The following is a 16260-nucleotide window of genomic DNA, read 5'->3' on the forward strand; positions in this document are numbered from 1 at the left end:
GCATTAAGTCTAATGATAGATATTGTATGCGATTTGGCTCGCTATCATTCAGGTATAGTCTTTTGATAAAAAAAGCATGACTAAAAGCCATGCCTTGGGAATTCGTATAACGTGTATTATGTTAATTTTAGATAAACTATAGAATCCATTAGTTTTTAAACCAATAAATTAAATATTTTATGGAACTCCAGAATATTTATTCAGGCGATACTTAAGCAATAAGGGTAGGGTGATTACATAAAGTATTGCAGCTAATGCCCATACCATTCCAGGAGCTGATGCCTGAGTCATAAAATAGAGGCTAGTAACTAATACAGGACCAATTATAGCCCCCAGACTATTAAAACTGCTTAATAGCCCTTGTAATTCACCTTGTCTTTCATCACTAATACCTCTGGACATCATTGCTTGCAAAGCAGGAACGGCTACTCCACCAAGGGCAAACAATGGTAACAACGCAAAAGGCACCCATTCTTCAACAGCAATAGATAAAAGAAGTAAACCAATTGCATCGCAAGCTATTCCACATAACAACGTATTTTTCTCTCCAAACCTCTTTACCATAGGGGCGATAGCAAAAGCCTGTGCAATAGAATGGCATATTCCATAACTAGCAAGGGAAACACCTGCAATAAATATACTCCAGCCATAACGATCCTGCCCATAGATAACCCATAAAGTTGCGGGGACTTGTGAAACCAATGTGATAATTAAAAAGATACCAAGCAATGGAGCCATATTAGGTTGAGTGATCAAATAGGATAATTTCTTTAATATTGATTGCTCCTGAACCTTCTCAGTCATTTTATTGCTGTGTTTTGATTCTTTTAATAAGACTGCTGTCATTATTAAATTAATCCCATTCATAAAAGCAGCAGCAAAGAACGGTGCATGTAAGTTCCATTCACCCAAAACTCCACCTATTACCGGACCCGCTATAAACCCAATACCAAAGACAGCTCCAAGGAGACCAAACCTTTTTGCACGCTCATGGGCTGGAGTAATATCTGAAACATAAGCTGTTGCAACAGCCATGTTGGCACCTGTAATTCCCGCAAAAATACGACCAATATATAGCCACAATAGAGAAGGAGCAGCAGCCATTAGGAGATAATCAGCCGTTGCACCAGCAATTGAAATAATTAATACAGGTCGACGTCCAAATCGGTCACTCAACGCTCCAAGGATAGGTGCAAAAATGAACTGCATCAGAGCATACACAGCTAATAAAGCACCATAGTGAACACCGCCTGCTTCAGCTCCAGCCAATGACCGTAATAATTCAGGCAAGATCGGCATAATTAAACCAATCCCAACAGCATCCAGAAATATAGTGATTAAAATCACGCTCAATGATTTCTTCACAAATGCCTTCTCTAGCAATGATAGAATTAATATTCTCTCACACACTCCCTATCAGTGATAGATTTATGAGTAAAAAAGATATTGCACCTCAACGTCTGACACGTGAAATAGTCCTGCGTACCGCATTGGATATGTTGAATGAAGAAGGCATAGATTCAATAACCACACGCAAGCTAGCTCAACGATTGGGTATTAAATCTCCAACTCTATATTGGCATTTCAAGAATAAATCCTTGTTAATGGAAGCAATGGCGGAAACCATTATAAATGAACACCATTTAGTTTCTTTACCCATCGATGGGATGACATGGCAAGATTGGTTGCTCGCTAATTCTGTAAGCTTTCGTCGAGCACTACTAGCTTACCGTGATGGTGCTCGTCTACATGCAAGAACTAGCCCCAGTCAAGGACATTTCAACACGATTGAGGCCCAAGTTGCGCTGTTATCTCATGCTGGGTTTTCTCCTGTTGAAGCAGTTGCATTACTTATGACATTAGGAAGGTTTATTGTTGGGTGGGTCCTTGAGGAGCAGCAAGAAGAAATAAGATCAGACCCACCATTCGAAGCCGATCCAACTATATATCCACTCATGCTCCAAGGAGTGAATACCTTACAAAATATGAATGCGGATGACATTTTTGAAAATGGGATTCGTATGGTGATTATCGGTGCTGAAAGACAACTTGATATTAAAATGCAAACTTACCTCTATACTGCTTTAAGCAACTGTTCTATTTAGTAATAAAGCTTTTATCCTTAATTATTTAACATAATGGCGGTTATACGCAATACACTTGTATATTAATATAGATATCAATTGCTTAATAGAACCAGAAAAATGTAAAAATGCCCAAAAAGCCGATTTTGAAACAAGTCGGCTTTTTTATGAGCAGTTTTGATAGTTCTTGCCAATAAATTTGTTTAAAAAGTAGTCGATTTTGCAATTTTTTAAATTTTATCAATGCCTGTACTTCGGAAATTATCCGCAATTTCTGCGGATAAACCTTGGGGTAAGTTTTGAGCAATGTTGTACGCTCAGGCTGACATCAATTAAAGACCATTGCGTCTATGTCAGTATGGGGATTTTTCATATGATGGGGACATAGAGAACAGGATGTTCCAACACATAAAACAATAATGATAAGTGCAACACCAGGACGTGAGGTACGACAGGAGTTATACCTAAACACCCAATATGAAAAAGCCCGACAGGATGTCGGGCTTTTTTTAAGTTCATCGCACTTTGCCGGGAAATGCAGCACGGATCTTGAGGAAGAAGTAGTCCGTGTCGCGGTATCCATAGGCCATCCGCTTAATGACTTTGATCCGGTTGTTCATGCCCTCCAGCACGCTGGTGTTCAGCCGGTGGAGGGCACTGGAAACGATACCCTCCATATATGGCTCCAGCTTCTTGGCAAATCGTACCAAAGCATCAATTCCGCTACCGAGGGCCATGCCGGCCCATTCCCGCCAGGCGCTTCTGGCCGTCGTCTCGCTTTCCGCAAACCATAGCGTCTTAAGTTGGTCCTTGAGCACGTACACCGTAGTCAAGAACGCATTGGCGGCCAGGAGTTCGTCCAGCTTGACCGCCTGCTCGGGCTCAAGGTTGTCAGCATTGCGTAACAGTATCCAACGGCTGCTTTTGATCACCTTGCGGGCGACCTTGTCATCTCGCAGTTGATTGGCCTGATCAACTCGCACTCTATCCATCACTTCGCGGCCATACTTAGCCACCACATGGAACAGGTCGTAGACCACCACCGCGTTGGGGCACTGGGCCTTCACTTCAAGATCGAAGGCTGAGTTCATGTCCATGGCCACTGCCTCGATCTGGTTCCGGGCATCGCCTAACCACTCGAAGAACGGCCGGATCGCCTCACGCGAGCGGCCCTCGCCAATCCACACCACTTGCTGGGTGTCGGCACAGGCGACCACCGTGGCGTAGCGATGACCCTTGTGCAAGGCGAATTCGTCCATCATCAGGCGGCGCAATCGACTTCGATCTGGCTCGTGCAAATCACGTTTGAGCCGCTCCATGTCAATAGTCTTGACTGTATGCCAATGCAAGCCCAAAAGATTGGCAACATGACTGACGGGCAGCATCTGTACTAATTTCTCAATCCAGTTGCGCAATGATTGCGTAATACGGGAGCGCGGTGGTAGCCAATCGATCCGCTCTCTGGTTGGACCGCATTGTGGACAACGCAGCCGCCGCACAGGTACATCCAACTCGACGCGATACTGCATAATTGGTGACTCGCGAACTCGGCGCCAATTGATGTCATGTACCAGGAAACAAGGGCAATCGCATCGGCTACAAATTGGCGTATGCTCCTCGTCGTGTGTAAGACGGATCAGCAAAGTCTGTTCATCTAGAAGCCCATGAGACGCTGGCGAAAAGCCCTTCCAGAACAGGCTCCAAACATCAGCGCTAGTCATGATCATGGACCGATTGCGCGCTATCGGTGCCTTGTAGCGCCAAGGCATCATGTTCTTCTTGGCTGAGATGGCGTCTGTTGGGATTGATGCAGGACAGACAAAGCACTGCTGTTGCGAGGATGAGGCAATAAGCGATGATCGGCCAGGTGGTACCAGTCGATAAAAGCGTAATAATGAGTGTCCCGATAATCCCTAACAGTAGTCCACCCAAACAGAAGTAGACTGCTGTAGCGGTCCCAGCGATATGATCGAAACCTCGAAGAGCGGCATTGGGTGCCACCGATACCGCAGTGGCGATACCAACACCCACGAGCCACATCGGGGCGATGAAGCCAAGCACCGAGACCGGTGCCAATGTCTCGCCAACAGCGAGCAACAGCGCTCCCGCCATCAGACACCCCATTCCCACTCGTAAGGTCTTCAGGCTTCCCCACCGGGGAATCAGTCGTCCCATGATTCGCGCTGTAGCCATCATAGCGATGGCCACTGTAGCAAATAGCAAGCTGAAGCTAAGTTGCGATAACCCTTGCCTCCCCATCATTAGCCAGGGGGCGGTCGAGAAAAAGACGAAAAAGCTGCCCATCCCCGCGCTGTAACAGAGCGTGTACAGCCAGAAGTTCAGGTGTTTCACAGGAGTCAATAGCTGCGACCACTGTAGGTCTGCCGTCCGGTGCCGCCGAGTCTCTGGCCAGAGTCGCCAGGCTGCGATAACAGCGCCTATCATTGCCATCCCTAGCAAGCCGAAGATTGCGCGCCATCCGAGCCACGCGTCGACCAGCGCTCCTAGCAGTGGGCCTATCGCAGGAACCATCGCAAGCATAGAGCCGAGCAAGCCATAGATGACGTTGCTTTCCTCACGGCCCGAATAGATGTCGCGTACCGTCGCGAAAGTGGAAACGAGACATGCCGAAGCGCCGCAGGCCTGAAGAACGCGGAAGCTCAGAAAAAGTTCTGGCGATGAAACTACGGTGAGGCCGAATGAAGCCGCAATATAGGCAATCCCGCCACCAAGTAAAACGGGGCGGCGACCCAGCCGATCCGACAGTGGGCCGAAGAGAAGCTGTCCGGCTCCAAGCAAAACCAGGTATGCCGTCAACGTCAGCTGGATCGTCCCTGCACCGGACCCAAGTGCATCCGCCATGAAAGGCACCACGGGCAGGTACATATCCATGCCCAGTGACGCCAGCAAATCGAATGGTGATAACAGCAATAGCGTGGCGGGAAGAGAATACCGCCAAGAAAAATCTTTTGAGCGCACGAAGCCATCTCCTTAAGTTAAGAATTTGGCGGCGCTCTTGCAGAGCAACTAGGTTCTTGAGAACGCCGCAACAACCGAAAACGAAGGTTGCTGCGGCTTACTTGTCTGCTTTCTTGGTAGCGCTCATGTGCGGGTTATCTCATGGATGAGTCCATATCGTAACAATCTTCACGCTAAAGTGCAAAGAACCTTTTTTTATTACCAATTTTTTTTGATTCGCATAATTCGTCTTATGTTAATTGTAGAAAAATTTCATAATTAAATACGACTTATACTCTCTAATGCTACTTATCGTCTGTCGACTTATTGTCATCACATTTTCATTATTTGGACTCAAATAAGTGATTTCCAATAATGTTTCGTAAGCCTAGTCATAAACTACTATTGATTATTTCTAATAATCTAAAAAGTTATAGATCAGCCAATAATCTTTCACAAGAAGAGTTAGCTGAACTTTGTAAATTGCATAGGACATATATAGGAGCTATTGAGAGATGTGAAAAAAATCTTTCTTTAAGTTCCTTAGAGATAATTGCTGAAGCACTTGGAATCACTGTTCCAGAACTATTGATTCCAAGAGACTTTAATGACGCTACTATCAGCAGATGAGTATGTTCGTAATATCCAAAATGCAGGTATTACGATTCATACCCCTATCACTATTGGCCATCCTGAACTATGGATTCCAGATGAAATCCTAGAACAAATTTTAAATGAAAAATTATGTGGTTTTGATGTGAGTGCTTATGCTGTAAAATCAAGATCTAAAGTTGTTAAACAAAAGGTTTGTGAAATTCTAGGATATCCCATCGAAAAAACTTTTCCGAAAGTTCAACCTCGATTTACGGGTCAAAATTTTGATACATATAATCAAAAATCTAGAAATTTACAGATTTGGAATGAAGAGATTTCTGCTGAAAGACGCTATGTTATTATCGGCATTGACACGAATGATATTATTTACAAAGTGAAAGTTATAAATGGTGAAGAACTTTCCATTTTAGATACAACTGGCAAAATCACTACAAAATATCAAGCTAGATTTACTCCTAATGAGTCATTAGAACTTATATCCCCCCTTGATACAGATCAGTTGATAGGTCATTTAGCACCAGATTCGTATAAACCAACTCAATCTCCAATAGGTTTTCCATCATCTAAAGAATTACTTTCTATTAAAGAAGTATTCACTAGGCTCTCTCCACTCATTGGCTTAACTTTTAGTGATCCAGGCATAGTACAGGAACGTAATCGTGGGGCTGGATTACATAAATTAGTTTGCGAAGCTTTAGGATATTCTAGCTACGCTGATGATGGGAAATTCCCCGATATTAAAAATCAGTTATTGGAAGTCAAGCTTCAGACTTCTCCAACTATCGATTTAGGGCTAGTTTGTCCTGACAGTTTGGATAATTTAGGCTTCCCAGTAGATTCAACTTTAGTGCGTCATTGTGATACTAGATATGCGGTGTTTTACGGAACGACTAATGGGAGTCTAGTTACACTGACTCATCTAGTTGTTACTACTGGCGAGAGCTTCTTCAACAGATTTACTCAGTTTCAAGGTAAAGTAGTAAATGGGAAAATCCAATTACCACTCCCAGCAAACTTTTTTAATTAACAGCAAACGCTTTAAAGACAAGTTCATCTAGCTTGTCTTTAAGCTTTGAACTTTCTTTCTGATCTAACAAGTTATAAATCATCTTTGATAACTTAATTAATTCTTGAGAGTTCTGTAATTCAGGATCAGGAATAGGAAATTCTTCAACATATTGCTTCATGAACCTTCTTTTTCCTGAATATAGCTTATTGTTAAATTTATAGTCATAAAACTGCTCAATAAACCTAGAGTTAGCAACTGCTAAACATAACCATAATAATTCATTATCTTTACTATCGTCTGGTGTAATCCAATAGCATTCACCATTAACTATATTGCCTTCTAGATCTATCCAAAATTTTGGTTTTTCAGAGATATCTGGAAAAACAATCTTTGGCTTACACCACAGACTTGGATTTTGTGGAACCCACAATTCATACCAATTTCTACCCGCTTTTATCAGATATTCCCTACTACTTAATTGCTCTTTGTACACTTCTAAATATTGTTTAGTAGCTGGATACTGATCTATATCTACGGCTTTTTTCTTTCCATTTTCACTTGTATGTGGATAAATAATTTCTTTAGGCTTATTCGGTCTGATAGCCTTAAACTGTTGCGCACATTCGCTAGTCAACAAATATTTGATTAATTCAGGTTTAGGATCAAACGAATCCCAATCGTCACGTATAAATACCTTATCTGCTGTAGACTTAACACCTACTCGAATTGGACCAATGTCTTTAAATGTTTTCCAAGTATTCATCGTTACTTTACTTAACCATGAATTACTTTCCTTAGTTGATACAGTCCATACGTTATTTTTAGAACTAGATAAATCTAAGATTCCTCTAATAATTTCAAATTTAGACTTACCAACTTTAATATGTTGAGTAATATCCTCTATTTCTGAAAAAATCGTTTCGACCTCTTTATGGTCTTGTTTTGATTTTTTCACTTCATAAACACTAATAAATTCAGGATCGACCTTAATTTGATTATTATTTTTTTTAGAAAAAACTAGTGCTGGAAGTACCGCTGCAGAACTAAATACTTTTGTATCCCCTAAATCATAAATAGACTGTATATCTAAGGTTTCTAATAAATAATCTCGTAATACGTGCCCAGATTTAACTGATAGAAACCGATTTGATGTGATAGTAGCTAACACACCATCATTACTAAGCAAACTAGACATTGCCATCATAAAGCCATAATAAATATCAGTTTTTCCTTTTAAATTAAAATCCTTTGCTATCTTTTGAGATTTTTCACTACCAATAATTTGGGTACGGATGTAAGGCGGATTAGCAATAATAATGTTAAATCTTGATTCTTTATTTGCATCATAAAAATCTAAAAAATCATCCCTTAATAACGTCAATGTAACGTTAGGATATTTCTCTTTAACTGTTGAAGTAATTTGTTCAAAATTAGAGTTATCAAGATCAACCCCTACTATTTCTATTTCAGAAAATTTTTCTGTGCCTAACTTTAATAGTAATTCTTTAATAAGAATTCCATCACCAATACTAGGATCTAAGATTTTAATTTTTTTATTTAAAAACAATTGGCTATCAAAATAACTAATGGTTTTCTTTGCAACAAACTCAGCTAATTCAACTGGTGTATATGTAACGCCATTCTTTTTATCTTCATGAATATTTTGAAATCGAGGGAGGGAGATATTCATGACTGCTTAATGTTCCACTACTAAATGATTAGTAATTATAGCTATGTATCGGATAATTGTTGCAGAGATAAAGTATGTAAACGCCATGGTTTGACGTAATTCTGTTTATTAAGCATCTGATTTAAATAAATTTAATTTTGGATCAAAAAATAATCAAAACTTTTAAAATCAAATAGTTATGAAATCTTTGTGCAACAAAGCCCTTTCAATTCAAAAGTGGAAACAGAAGAAGATGTAGGTAACATAAGAAACACCTAAAAGAGCTAATATCTGATTTAGGCTCACTTGGACACCTAGCTAAGAAAACAAGTTTAAAGCAGTTCCCAAAGAGCTAATATCTGATTTAGGCTCACTTGGACACTTTATCCACGAAGCAACAACCGATTTGGATACTTTCAACTCATTTGCAATCTTTCGACAACTTAATCCTTTTAAATGTAGTTCTTTCGCCTTTACACGTAAGGGCTGATATTTTGCAGATCTCACTACTCCGCCCTTTATACCGCCTAACTTCCCTTTTCTAGATTGACGGTCAATAAATTCCTGATAGCAATAGGCGTCTTTTTTCCAACAATATCGTGCAATGGATTTAGCAATGCCTTTTACTTCACCAAAAGTCATTGGGTTGGTAAGCCCTTGGTTAAGCCCTATGCAATGCTGAACTACACAATCAAGCCAGGATGTATATGTACTCCCTCGATATTTTCGTATTTCTTTATATGCCCAATGCCTAGCCGTATTGAATACAAAACAATTACGCCCTAAACCTATCGCTTCGTCTTGTTTAATCTCTCTATTAACATCTTTCCATGTTAAGTCTAGATTTCGAGCTAGTTCACTTAAAGTATAGGGTTTTTCTCGCAAGCTAGTGGTTTGCCAATAACTTGAGATAGGATTCTTTGATACCAAACTCACATATGCTGGATCTGCATTAAATAACTCACCTAATTTTTGACGAATAGCATTTGCATAAAGGATAGGCTTTTGACGACTAGCATCAGTTGTATAAACAGGTGTTTTTAACTGAAAAAGTATATGTGAGCGCCCATTATTAGGATTGGCAACTAATAAGTTCGGTAATGGAATTCCAACTAAGCCATATAATATTTCTGATAATGAAGACTCATAATCCAAATCAAATACTAGATAATGTAAATAGTATGGACTATTAGGTTGTATATATTTGTACTTTAAAGAAATTTCTTTAGGCCTGATAATAAGACCATAATCCAGATTATCTGAACAGTAAGGCTTTTTAGGTAATCTGTCTTGAAATTGATCAAGCAGAAAAGATAATTGTTGCATTTGCTTATCTTCACTATTTGCAAATGCACAATGAACATGTATTATTAATACAGTTCATGTGCAAGCATGTTCTAAGAATTCAAGCCCTGTAACTTCCTGTCCGGCAAGATTGAAAGTTATGGGGCTTTTTCATATCTGTAATTTATACAATATAGCTAACTTATAATTCAATTCAACCAAAAAAGTACATATAAGATAAAACTTTTTTCACAAACTTACGTAAGTTAAATAAATTACTTAAGTTGCGTAAATTCACTAAACGTGTGAAACCATTGATCTTCCTTATTATTCGGCTATACTTAAGTTAAATAAGTTACGTAAGTTAAATAAAAATGATCATATTAGTTGGTGGTGAAAAAGGTGGGTCTGGAAAAAGTTGTTTAGCCCAAAATCTAGCAGTTTATTTACAAGCAAATAATCGAGATATCTTATTACTCGATGCAGATCCACAAGGTACGACAACTGACTGGATCAAAGAACGAGATGAAAATTCAGCTGTAAAAAGCATTCCATCAGTACAAGCTTCAGGGAACATTCGACAAATCCTAATGGATTTATCGAAGCGATACCAAGACATCATTATTGATGCTGGTGGACAGGATTCTGAAGCCTTACGTTCGGCAATGACTGTTTCCACTCATATGCTTTTGCCTTTCCGTCCTAAAAGACGAGATCTAAAAACATTAGTACATGTCGAAAAATTAATACGTCTTGCAAAAGCTGTTAATCCTGAACTCTATACGAGAGCAGTCATTACTCAATGTCCTACTTTACCGAGTCAAGTTCAACGCATCTTAGATGCTAAAGAAGCATGTGAATCGTTTGATCTCATCCCATTAAATAATTTTACGTGTAATCGAAACATATACGATGATGCTGATGAAAATGGATTATCCGTTTTTGAAATGTCATCTGATGAAAAAGCCAAGCAAGAAATTGAACAAATTGCAAAAGAATTTTTAGGAGATCTCTAATGGCTTTAAAAGGTTTAAAAAGAGAAGATCAAACTTCTAAAAATGAAAAATTAGTGAATGATTTTATTTCTGGCGCATCTAAAAATGTCCAAGAACTAACCCCATCAAATTCTAAATTTCAAAGATATACCTTTTCGTTAACAGAGGATGTAAGTGAACAGATTAACGACTTGAAAGTTAGATGTCGTGTTGCTAAAGCAAACCGATCTATCATGCTCAAAGCTGCTATTAGTCAACTTAATACTTTATCGGATGAAGAGTTGCACAATTTGATCAAGAAAGAGTTAGGTTACTGATTCTGAGCCACCTCAACGGTGGCTTTTCTATTTTCAGCTAATGCTATATTCCTTATAAAATACTTCTAAAACTACTGAATTGAAAAATCAATAACTTATAATATTTTTTGCAATTTTTGGAAGTATTTACATAAAAATTACTGTTTTACATTTATAAATCATATATTTATTTCAAGAAACACCCTCAAAAAATCTAAATTATTTTTAGTGGCATCCTGTAAGGTGCGTATGGTGTGTATAAAAAAAATCGGTTGAAAACTGATTTTAGAGCGTCAACAAAATTAAGGCTTTCAAGTGATCAAAAATAAACCTTCGTTCAATAAGAAAAAGTGGCTGAGAAATCATCTAGACGATGTTTTACGCCTAAAAAAAGAGGGTTTGACCTATCAATCCATCATCCAAGTGCTAAAAAAAGACTTAAACATGCCCTTTGATTTGGAGGAATCACTCTTAAGTCGTTATCTCAAAGAGTTTGTAGAAGATGAATCAACCACTTTAAAGACCAAAACAGCCCTAACAAACAAAGTTGAACGTCAGATAGACCGGCTTACTCGTCAAAATAATGAAATACAGAACCTAAAACGTCGTTTAGACCGTATGGCTGAACGTGAAATGAGGTTTGAAATTGAAAATAAGAACCTAAAAGAACGTAATCGGATTCTAGAATACAAATTCCTAGAAGGTGAAGGACGCTTCCAAGACCTTCGACGCTATAAAGGACTTCATAACTCAAGATGGAAAATTGGCGATTTAGAAAAGAAAAATGATGAGCTATTCCAAACGGTTTTAATGCTTGAAAGACTTTCTGAACGATTAGCAAAGCCTCATGAAGAAGCGGATGAGAAAATTAGACTGCTTGAGAGTGAAATCTCTCAGATCAAAGGGGAATATGAACAACTAGAGCAGAATCAGCTACTGTCCAATCAAAAAGTTAAGCAACTTGAACAAACAATTAATGCCTTAAAAAATGAAAAGCAGGCTCTAGAAAAACAACTTGCCGAAAAAGAAACGCCTATTATTCACCAAGACCAAGAAAAAATTGAGCAACTAACGCAGGAACGTCAGAAGTTTCTGCAAGAAAGAAACCAACTACAGATGCTCTCAAAGCGTCTAAAAAGCGATTTAAGCAATTCTGAGCATTACCTTAGTGAAGTATCGAACCTACTGCATGAAAGCCGAAGTAACGTAAAACATAAAGACTTATGGCGTGTTTTGGCTCTAAGCTTTGGTTGCTTGGCTATTATCTTCTTGTTGATGTTTATCTTTCTCTAAGACCATATTTTATTTGGACCATTATTTCAGTCCCGAAGGGCTGAAATTGGCTCGAATAAAATGAGGGCATTATGTTTTTTGGCTAAACAAAGTCGTGGAACAATGATCAATAAATAGGCGTGGAACGTGACAAATCATTAAAAAAGCCCATTCGAGGGTGAATGGGCTTTTCAATAGTATATAAGAAATTGATTTTTAAAGAAATAAAAATAGCATTTCGTATAAGGTGTATTATGTTAATTTTAGAAAATCTTCACTACTATTATTTTAAAATAAGCCTTATATCCAAGCATAAAACAAGGTTGTCTAGACTTCTTTTAACAGTAAAGTTATCATAAAACTGAATTTTATTTTTTAGGTAAGTTTATGCATTCTATCCGCATTCGTTAAGACACAACTATTTGCATAGTGACACTATTTTATAATGGTGGGCTTTTGTTGTGTCTTTAAGAATATATGCGGATATATAAAGTAAAAGTATGCTTAATTTATAAGTATGCTTTTAGTGCATAGTTTCCAGTTATAACTTAATTGACTAGCTATTTGTCCACCCTGTGGATGAATAGCTTTTTTTTTGGGAGGACACTGTGATGCTAGCTTTTGTTTTCACCTAAATCCTGTTTGCTGCATAAAAAATTTCAAGAGCTAAACAGGAGTAAATAAAAATGAGTTTAATTATTAAAGCGAGAAACATACGCTTGGATTATGCTGGGCGTGATGTTTTGGATATTGATGAATTGGAAATTCACTCTTATGACCGTATTGGTCTTGTGGGTGATAACGGAGCAGGAAAGAGTAGTTTACTCAAAGTACTTAATGGCGAAATTGTTTTAGCCGAAGCGACATTACAGCGTTTTGGTGATTTTGCACATATCAGCCAACTGGGCGGAATCGAAATAGAAACGGTCGAAGACCGGGCAATGTTATCTCGCCTTGGTGTTTCCAATGTACAAAACGACACAATGAGTGGCGGAGAGGAAACTCGTGCAAAAATTGCTGCCGCATTTTCCCAACAAGTACATGGCATTCTAGCGGATGAACCAACCAGCCACCTTGATCTCAATGGAATAGATCTACTTATTGGTCAACTTAAAGCATTTGATGGAGCATTACTTGTTATCAGTCATGACCGATATTTTCTTGATATGGTTGTAGACAAGATATGGGAGTTAAAAGACGGTAAAATTACGGAATATTGGGGTGGTTACTCGGATTACTTGCGTCAAAAAGAAGAAGAGCGACAACACCAAGCCGTAGAATATGAGCTGATGATGAAGGAACGGGAGCGATTAGAATCTGCTGTGCAAGAAAAACGCCAGCAAGCTAATCGATTAGACAATAAGAAAAAAGGAGAAAAATCCAAAAACTCTACCGAAAGTGCTGGACGACTTGGGCATGCAAAAATGACTGGCACCAAGCAAAGAAAACTGTATCAGGCAGCTAAGAGTATGGAAAAGCGTTTGGCTGCATTAGAAGATATTCAAGCACCAGAGCATTTGCGTTCTATTCGTTTTCGTCAAAGTTCAGCCCTAGAACTGCACAATAAGTTCCCGATTACGGCAGATGGTCTGAGCTTAAAATTTGGTAGCCGTACTATCTTTGATGACGCTAACTTTATAATACCGCTTGGCGCTAAAGTCGCTATAACTGGATCGAATGGAACAGGGAAAACGTCCTTGTTAAAAATGATATCAGAACGTGCTGATGGATTAACCATATCTCCAAAAGCTGAAATTGGCTACTTTACACAAACAGGATATAAATTTAACACGCATAAATCTGTGCTCTCCTTTATGCAGGAAGAGTGCGAGTACACAGTTGCGGAAATTCGTGCAGTATTGGCTTCAATGGGGATCGGAGCGAATGATATTCAAAAAAACTTATCCGACTTATCGGGAGGTGAAATCATCAAACTGCTTTTATCCAAAATGCTTTTAGGAAAATATAATATTTTGCTTATGGATGAACCAGGAAACTATCTTGACCTAAAAAGTATTGCCGCATTAGAAACAATGATGAAGTCCTATGCAGGAACTATTATCTTCGTATCTCATGACAAGCAATTGGTCGATAATATTGCTGACATTATCTACGAGATCAAAGACCACAAAATCATCAAGACTTTTGAGAGAGATTGTTAATGATAGCCAATCTAATCCGAACATTAATTATTGAACTCTTTAAAGGAAATTAAAAATGACAATTCAAGATATTCAATCACTTGCTGAAGCACACGGCTTGTTGCTTACGGACAAAATGAATTTCAATGAAATGGGCATTGATTTTAAGGTCGTTTTTGCTCTTGATACAAAGGGGCAACAATGGTTGCTGCGTATTCCTCGTCGTGATGGCATGAGGGAACAAATCAAGAAAGAAAAACGCATTTTAGAATTGGTAAAAAAACATCTTTCTGTAGAGGTTCCTGATTGGAGAATTTCATCTACAGAATTAGTGGCTTATCCCATACTTAAAGATAATCCTGTTTTAAATTTGGATGCTGAAACCTATGAAATAATTTGGAATATGGACAAAGATAGCCCGAAATACATAACATCTTTGGCAAAAACCTTATTTGAAATCCATAGTATTCCTGAAAAAGAAGTTCGGGAAAATGATTTGAAAATTATGAAACCTTCAGATTTAAGACCTGAAATAGCAAACAATTTGCAGTTAGTAAAATCTGAAATTGGTATAAGTGAGCAATTGGAAACCCGCTACAGAAAATGGTTGGATAATGATGTTCTATGGGCAGATTTCACCCAATTTATACATGGCGATTTATATGCTGGGCATGTACTAGCTTCAAAGGATGGAGCTGTTTCAGGCGTTATTGATTGGTCAACAGCCCATATAGATGACCCAGCGATTGATTTTGCTGGGCATGTAACTTTGTTTGGAGAAGAAAGCCTCAAAACTCTAATCATCGAGTATGAAAAACTAGGGGGTAAAGTTTGGAATAAACTATATGAACAGACTTTAGAAAGAGCAGCGGCCTCTCCTTTGATGTATGGTTTATTTGCCTTAGAAACTCAAAATGAAAGCCTTATCGTTGGAGCAAAAGCTCAGTTGGGAGTTATATAATTTAAAAATATGATTGCTGAGAACTGCCTTGTTTTGAAACTTGGTTGGCTTTAATTAGTTTTTAGTATTCTTTATAGAAAATGCCTCGATCAAGGGGCATTTCTAACAATCATTTAACATAAAATTTCTTATGTGAAGTAACCTGAATGCAGCGGTGCCCCATTGGGGGCGCGTTGAGATAAGCCTCTTTTAGATAACTTTAGCAACTCGATAGACAGTTGCAACTCCACAATTCACTGCTTTGGCAATTTCTTCCTTAGTCATATTGCCAACTACTAGCAATTCTTTTATTCGTTTATGTTTAGCCTCATTTGCCTTCTTGCCTGTTGGTTTGTAACCCGAACGTGCCAGGCCCTGCTTAATACGTTCTATACGTTTCTCATTGTCTAGGCGGGCCATTGTTGCCAGAAGATCAATCAACATATTGTTGATGAGTTCCAAGATTGAATGAGTAATGCTGTCACTGGTTTGAATCATTTGGTAGGTAGTAGGAAGATCTGCTACGACTAAACGAAGTCCCTTCTCCTGGATCCTGCGCTTCAGCTCTTGAAAATCTCGTTGGGTTAGGCGTGATAAGCGGTCAATACTTTCAACTAACAATGTGTCACCTTGATTTGCTTCTGACAGTAGCTTATTCAATTCAGGTCGGTCTAACTTCGTACCACTATAGTTTTCCACGTACACAATGGTTTCACCCAAATTCAAGTTTTGGTTTAGATCCTGAAGAATCTGCAAAGCCCTTTCTGCATCTTGATCTTTAGTTGAAGCTCGTAGATAAATACGTGTATTCATTTCTATCATTTAATCTTAATTCTATTAGATTAATGATAATACTATCATTTAATTATTGCATTAAGTCTAATGATAGATATTGTATGCGATTTGGCTCGCTATCATTCAGGTATAGTCTTTTGATAAAAAAAGCATGACTAAAAGCCATGCCTTGGGAATTCGTATAACGTGTATTATGTTAATT

The 16260-nt window shown here is 38.5% G+C and carries 14 protein-coding genes; 8 read left to right on the top strand and 6 right to left on the bottom strand.

All coding sequences use genetic code 11. The features are described 5' to 3' along the window. Positions 1 to 177: 177 nt before the first annotated feature. Positions 178 to 1365, bottom strand: coding sequence for a tetracycline efflux MFS transporter Tet(39) (tet(39), locus tag FTV42_RS14310; RefSeq protein WP_004856455.1), 1188 nt, complete (start codon positions 1363 to 1365; stop codon positions 178 to 180). 65 nt (positions 1366 to 1430) lie between these two features. Here tet(39) and FTV42_RS14315 point away from each other — a divergent pair, with 65 nt between their 5' ends. Continuing rightward, positions 1431 to 2105: a TetR/AcrR family transcriptional regulator C-terminal domain-containing protein gene (locus tag FTV42_RS14315; RefSeq protein WP_180039118.1), complete on the top strand. Its 675-nt coding sequence runs from the start codon at positions 1431 to 1433 to the stop codon at positions 2103 to 2105. Between the two features lie 494 nt (positions 2106 to 2599). On the opposite strand, the gene FTV42_RS14320 is transcribed toward FTV42_RS14315, so the two are convergent. Further along, a complete protein-coding gene (locus FTV42_RS14320; RefSeq protein WP_020753573.1) occupies positions 2600 to 3805 on the bottom strand; it encodes an ISL3 family transposase in 1206 nt (401 codons plus the stop codon). After that, entirely contained in the window at positions 3798 to 5063 is a 1266-nt protein-coding gene (gene cml / locus FTV42_RS14325; protein ID WP_020753574.1) for a CmlA/FloR family chloramphenicol efflux MFS transporter, read from the bottom strand. The genes FTV42_RS14320 and cml overlap by 8 nt, the downstream gene beginning before the upstream one ends. A 354-nt stretch (positions 5064 to 5417) precedes the next feature. Here cml and FTV42_RS14330 point away from each other — a divergent pair, with 354 nt between their 5' ends. After that, positions 5418 to 5672: a helix-turn-helix domain-containing protein gene (locus tag FTV42_RS14330; RefSeq protein ID WP_081402697.1), complete on the top strand. Its 255-nt coding sequence runs from the start codon at positions 5418 to 5420 to the stop codon at positions 5670 to 5672. After that, the gene (locus FTV42_RS14335; RefSeq protein ID WP_179991619.1) at positions 5650 to 6684 is read left to right on the top strand and encodes a restriction endonuclease; all 1035 of its coding nucleotides are present in this window, start codon (positions 5650 to 5652) and stop codon (positions 6682 to 6684) included. Before FTV42_RS14330 ends, FTV42_RS14335 begins: the two co-directional genes overlap by 23 nt. On the opposite strand, the gene FTV42_RS14340 is transcribed toward FTV42_RS14335, so the two are convergent. After that, a complete protein-coding gene (locus tag FTV42_RS14340) occupies positions 6677 to 8356 on the bottom strand; it encodes an Eco57I restriction-modification methylase domain-containing protein (protein WP_179991620.1) in 1680 nt (559 codons plus the stop codon). The two genes, FTV42_RS14335 and FTV42_RS14340, sit on opposite strands and share 8 nt — an antisense overlap. Before the next feature lie 297 nt (positions 8357 to 8653). Then, a complete protein-coding gene (locus FTV42_RS14345; protein WP_179991621.1) occupies positions 8654 to 9661 on the bottom strand; it encodes a replication initiation protein in 1008 nt (335 codons plus the stop codon). A 332-nt stretch (positions 9662 to 9993) separates the two neighbouring features. On the opposite strand from FTV42_RS14345, the gene FTV42_RS14350 reads away from it, so the two are divergent. From FTV42_RS14350 to FTV42_RS14370, 5 genes are all read left to right on the top strand, one after another. Beyond that, on the top strand, positions 9994 to 10635 hold the full coding sequence (locus FTV42_RS14350; protein WP_179991622.1) for an AAA family ATPase: 642 nt from the start codon (positions 9994 to 9996) through the stop codon (positions 10633 to 10635). Next, positions 10635 to 10931, top strand: a complete 297-nt coding sequence (locus tag FTV42_RS14355) for a hypothetical protein (RefSeq protein ID WP_179991623.1) — start codon at positions 10635 to 10637, stop codon at positions 10929 to 10931. Before FTV42_RS14350 ends, FTV42_RS14355 begins: the two co-directional genes overlap by 1 nt. A gap of 294 nt (positions 10932 to 11225) precedes the next feature. Then, on the top strand, positions 11226 to 12203 hold the full coding sequence (locus FTV42_RS14360) for a hypothetical protein (RefSeq protein ID WP_179991624.1): 978 nt from the start codon (positions 11226 to 11228) through the stop codon (positions 12201 to 12203). Between the two features lie 665 nt (positions 12204 to 12868). Next, positions 12869 to 14344, top strand: coding sequence for an ABC-F type ribosomal protection protein Msr(E) (gene msr(E), locus FTV42_RS14365; RefSeq protein WP_000052512.1), 1476 nt, complete (start codon positions 12869 to 12871; stop codon positions 14342 to 14344). 55 nt (positions 14345 to 14399) lie between these two features. After that, positions 14400 to 15284, top strand: a complete 885-nt coding sequence (locus tag FTV42_RS14370) for an Mph(E) family macrolide 2'-phosphotransferase (RefSeq protein WP_000155092.1) — start codon at positions 14400 to 14402, stop codon at positions 15282 to 15284. A 189-nt stretch (positions 15285 to 15473) separates the two neighbouring features. Here the strand turns inward: FTV42_RS14370 and FTV42_RS14375 are convergent, their stop codons facing one another. Then, positions 15474 to 16085 (bottom strand): recombinase family protein, encoded by a 612-nt coding sequence (locus tag FTV42_RS14375; protein WP_015060246.1) that lies wholly within the window; start codon positions 16083 to 16085, stop codon positions 15474 to 15476. Positions 16086 to 16260: the final 175 nt, after the last annotated feature.

This window comes from Acinetobacter sp. YH16052 (assembly GCF_013417155.1).
Taxonomy (GTDB): Bacteria; Pseudomonadota; Gammaproteobacteria; order Pseudomonadales; family Moraxellaceae; genus Acinetobacter.

Excerpts from the sequence above, each read along its gene's own strand:
- FTV42_RS14315 (WP_180039118.1), top strand. The coding sequence starts at position 1,431 with ATGAGTAAAAAAGATATTGCACCTCAACGTCTGACACGTGAAATAGTC.
- FTV42_RS14320 (WP_020753573.1), bottom strand. The coding sequence starts at position 3,805 with ATGACTAGCGCTGATGTTTGGAGCCTGTTCTGGAAGGGCTTTTCGCCA.
- FTV42_RS14330 (WP_081402697.1), top strand. The coding sequence starts at position 5,418 with ATGTTTCGTAAGCCTAGTCATAAACTACTATTGATTATTTCTAATAAT.
- FTV42_RS14335 (WP_179991619.1), top strand. The coding sequence starts at position 5,650 with ATGACGCTACTATCAGCAGATGAGTATGTTCGTAATATCCAAAATGCA.
- FTV42_RS14340 (WP_179991620.1), bottom strand. The coding sequence starts at position 8,356 with ATGAATATCTCCCTCCCTCGATTTCAAAATATTCATGAAGATAAAAAG.
- FTV42_RS14345 (WP_179991621.1), bottom strand. The coding sequence starts at position 9,661 with ATGCAACAATTATCTTTTCTGCTTGATCAATTTCAAGACAGATTACCT.
- FTV42_RS14350 (WP_179991622.1), top strand. The coding sequence starts at position 9,994 with ATGATCATATTAGTTGGTGGTGAAAAAGGTGGGTCTGGAAAAAGTTGT.
- FTV42_RS14355 (WP_179991623.1), top strand. The coding sequence starts at position 10,635 with ATGGCTTTAAAAGGTTTAAAAAGAGAAGATCAAACTTCTAAAAATGAA.
- FTV42_RS14370 (WP_000155092.1), top strand. The coding sequence starts at position 14,400 with ATGACAATTCAAGATATTCAATCACTTGCTGAAGCACACGGCTTGTTG.
- FTV42_RS14375 (WP_015060246.1), bottom strand. The coding sequence starts at position 16,085 with ATGATAGAAATGAATACACGTATTTATCTACGAGCTTCAACTAAAGAT.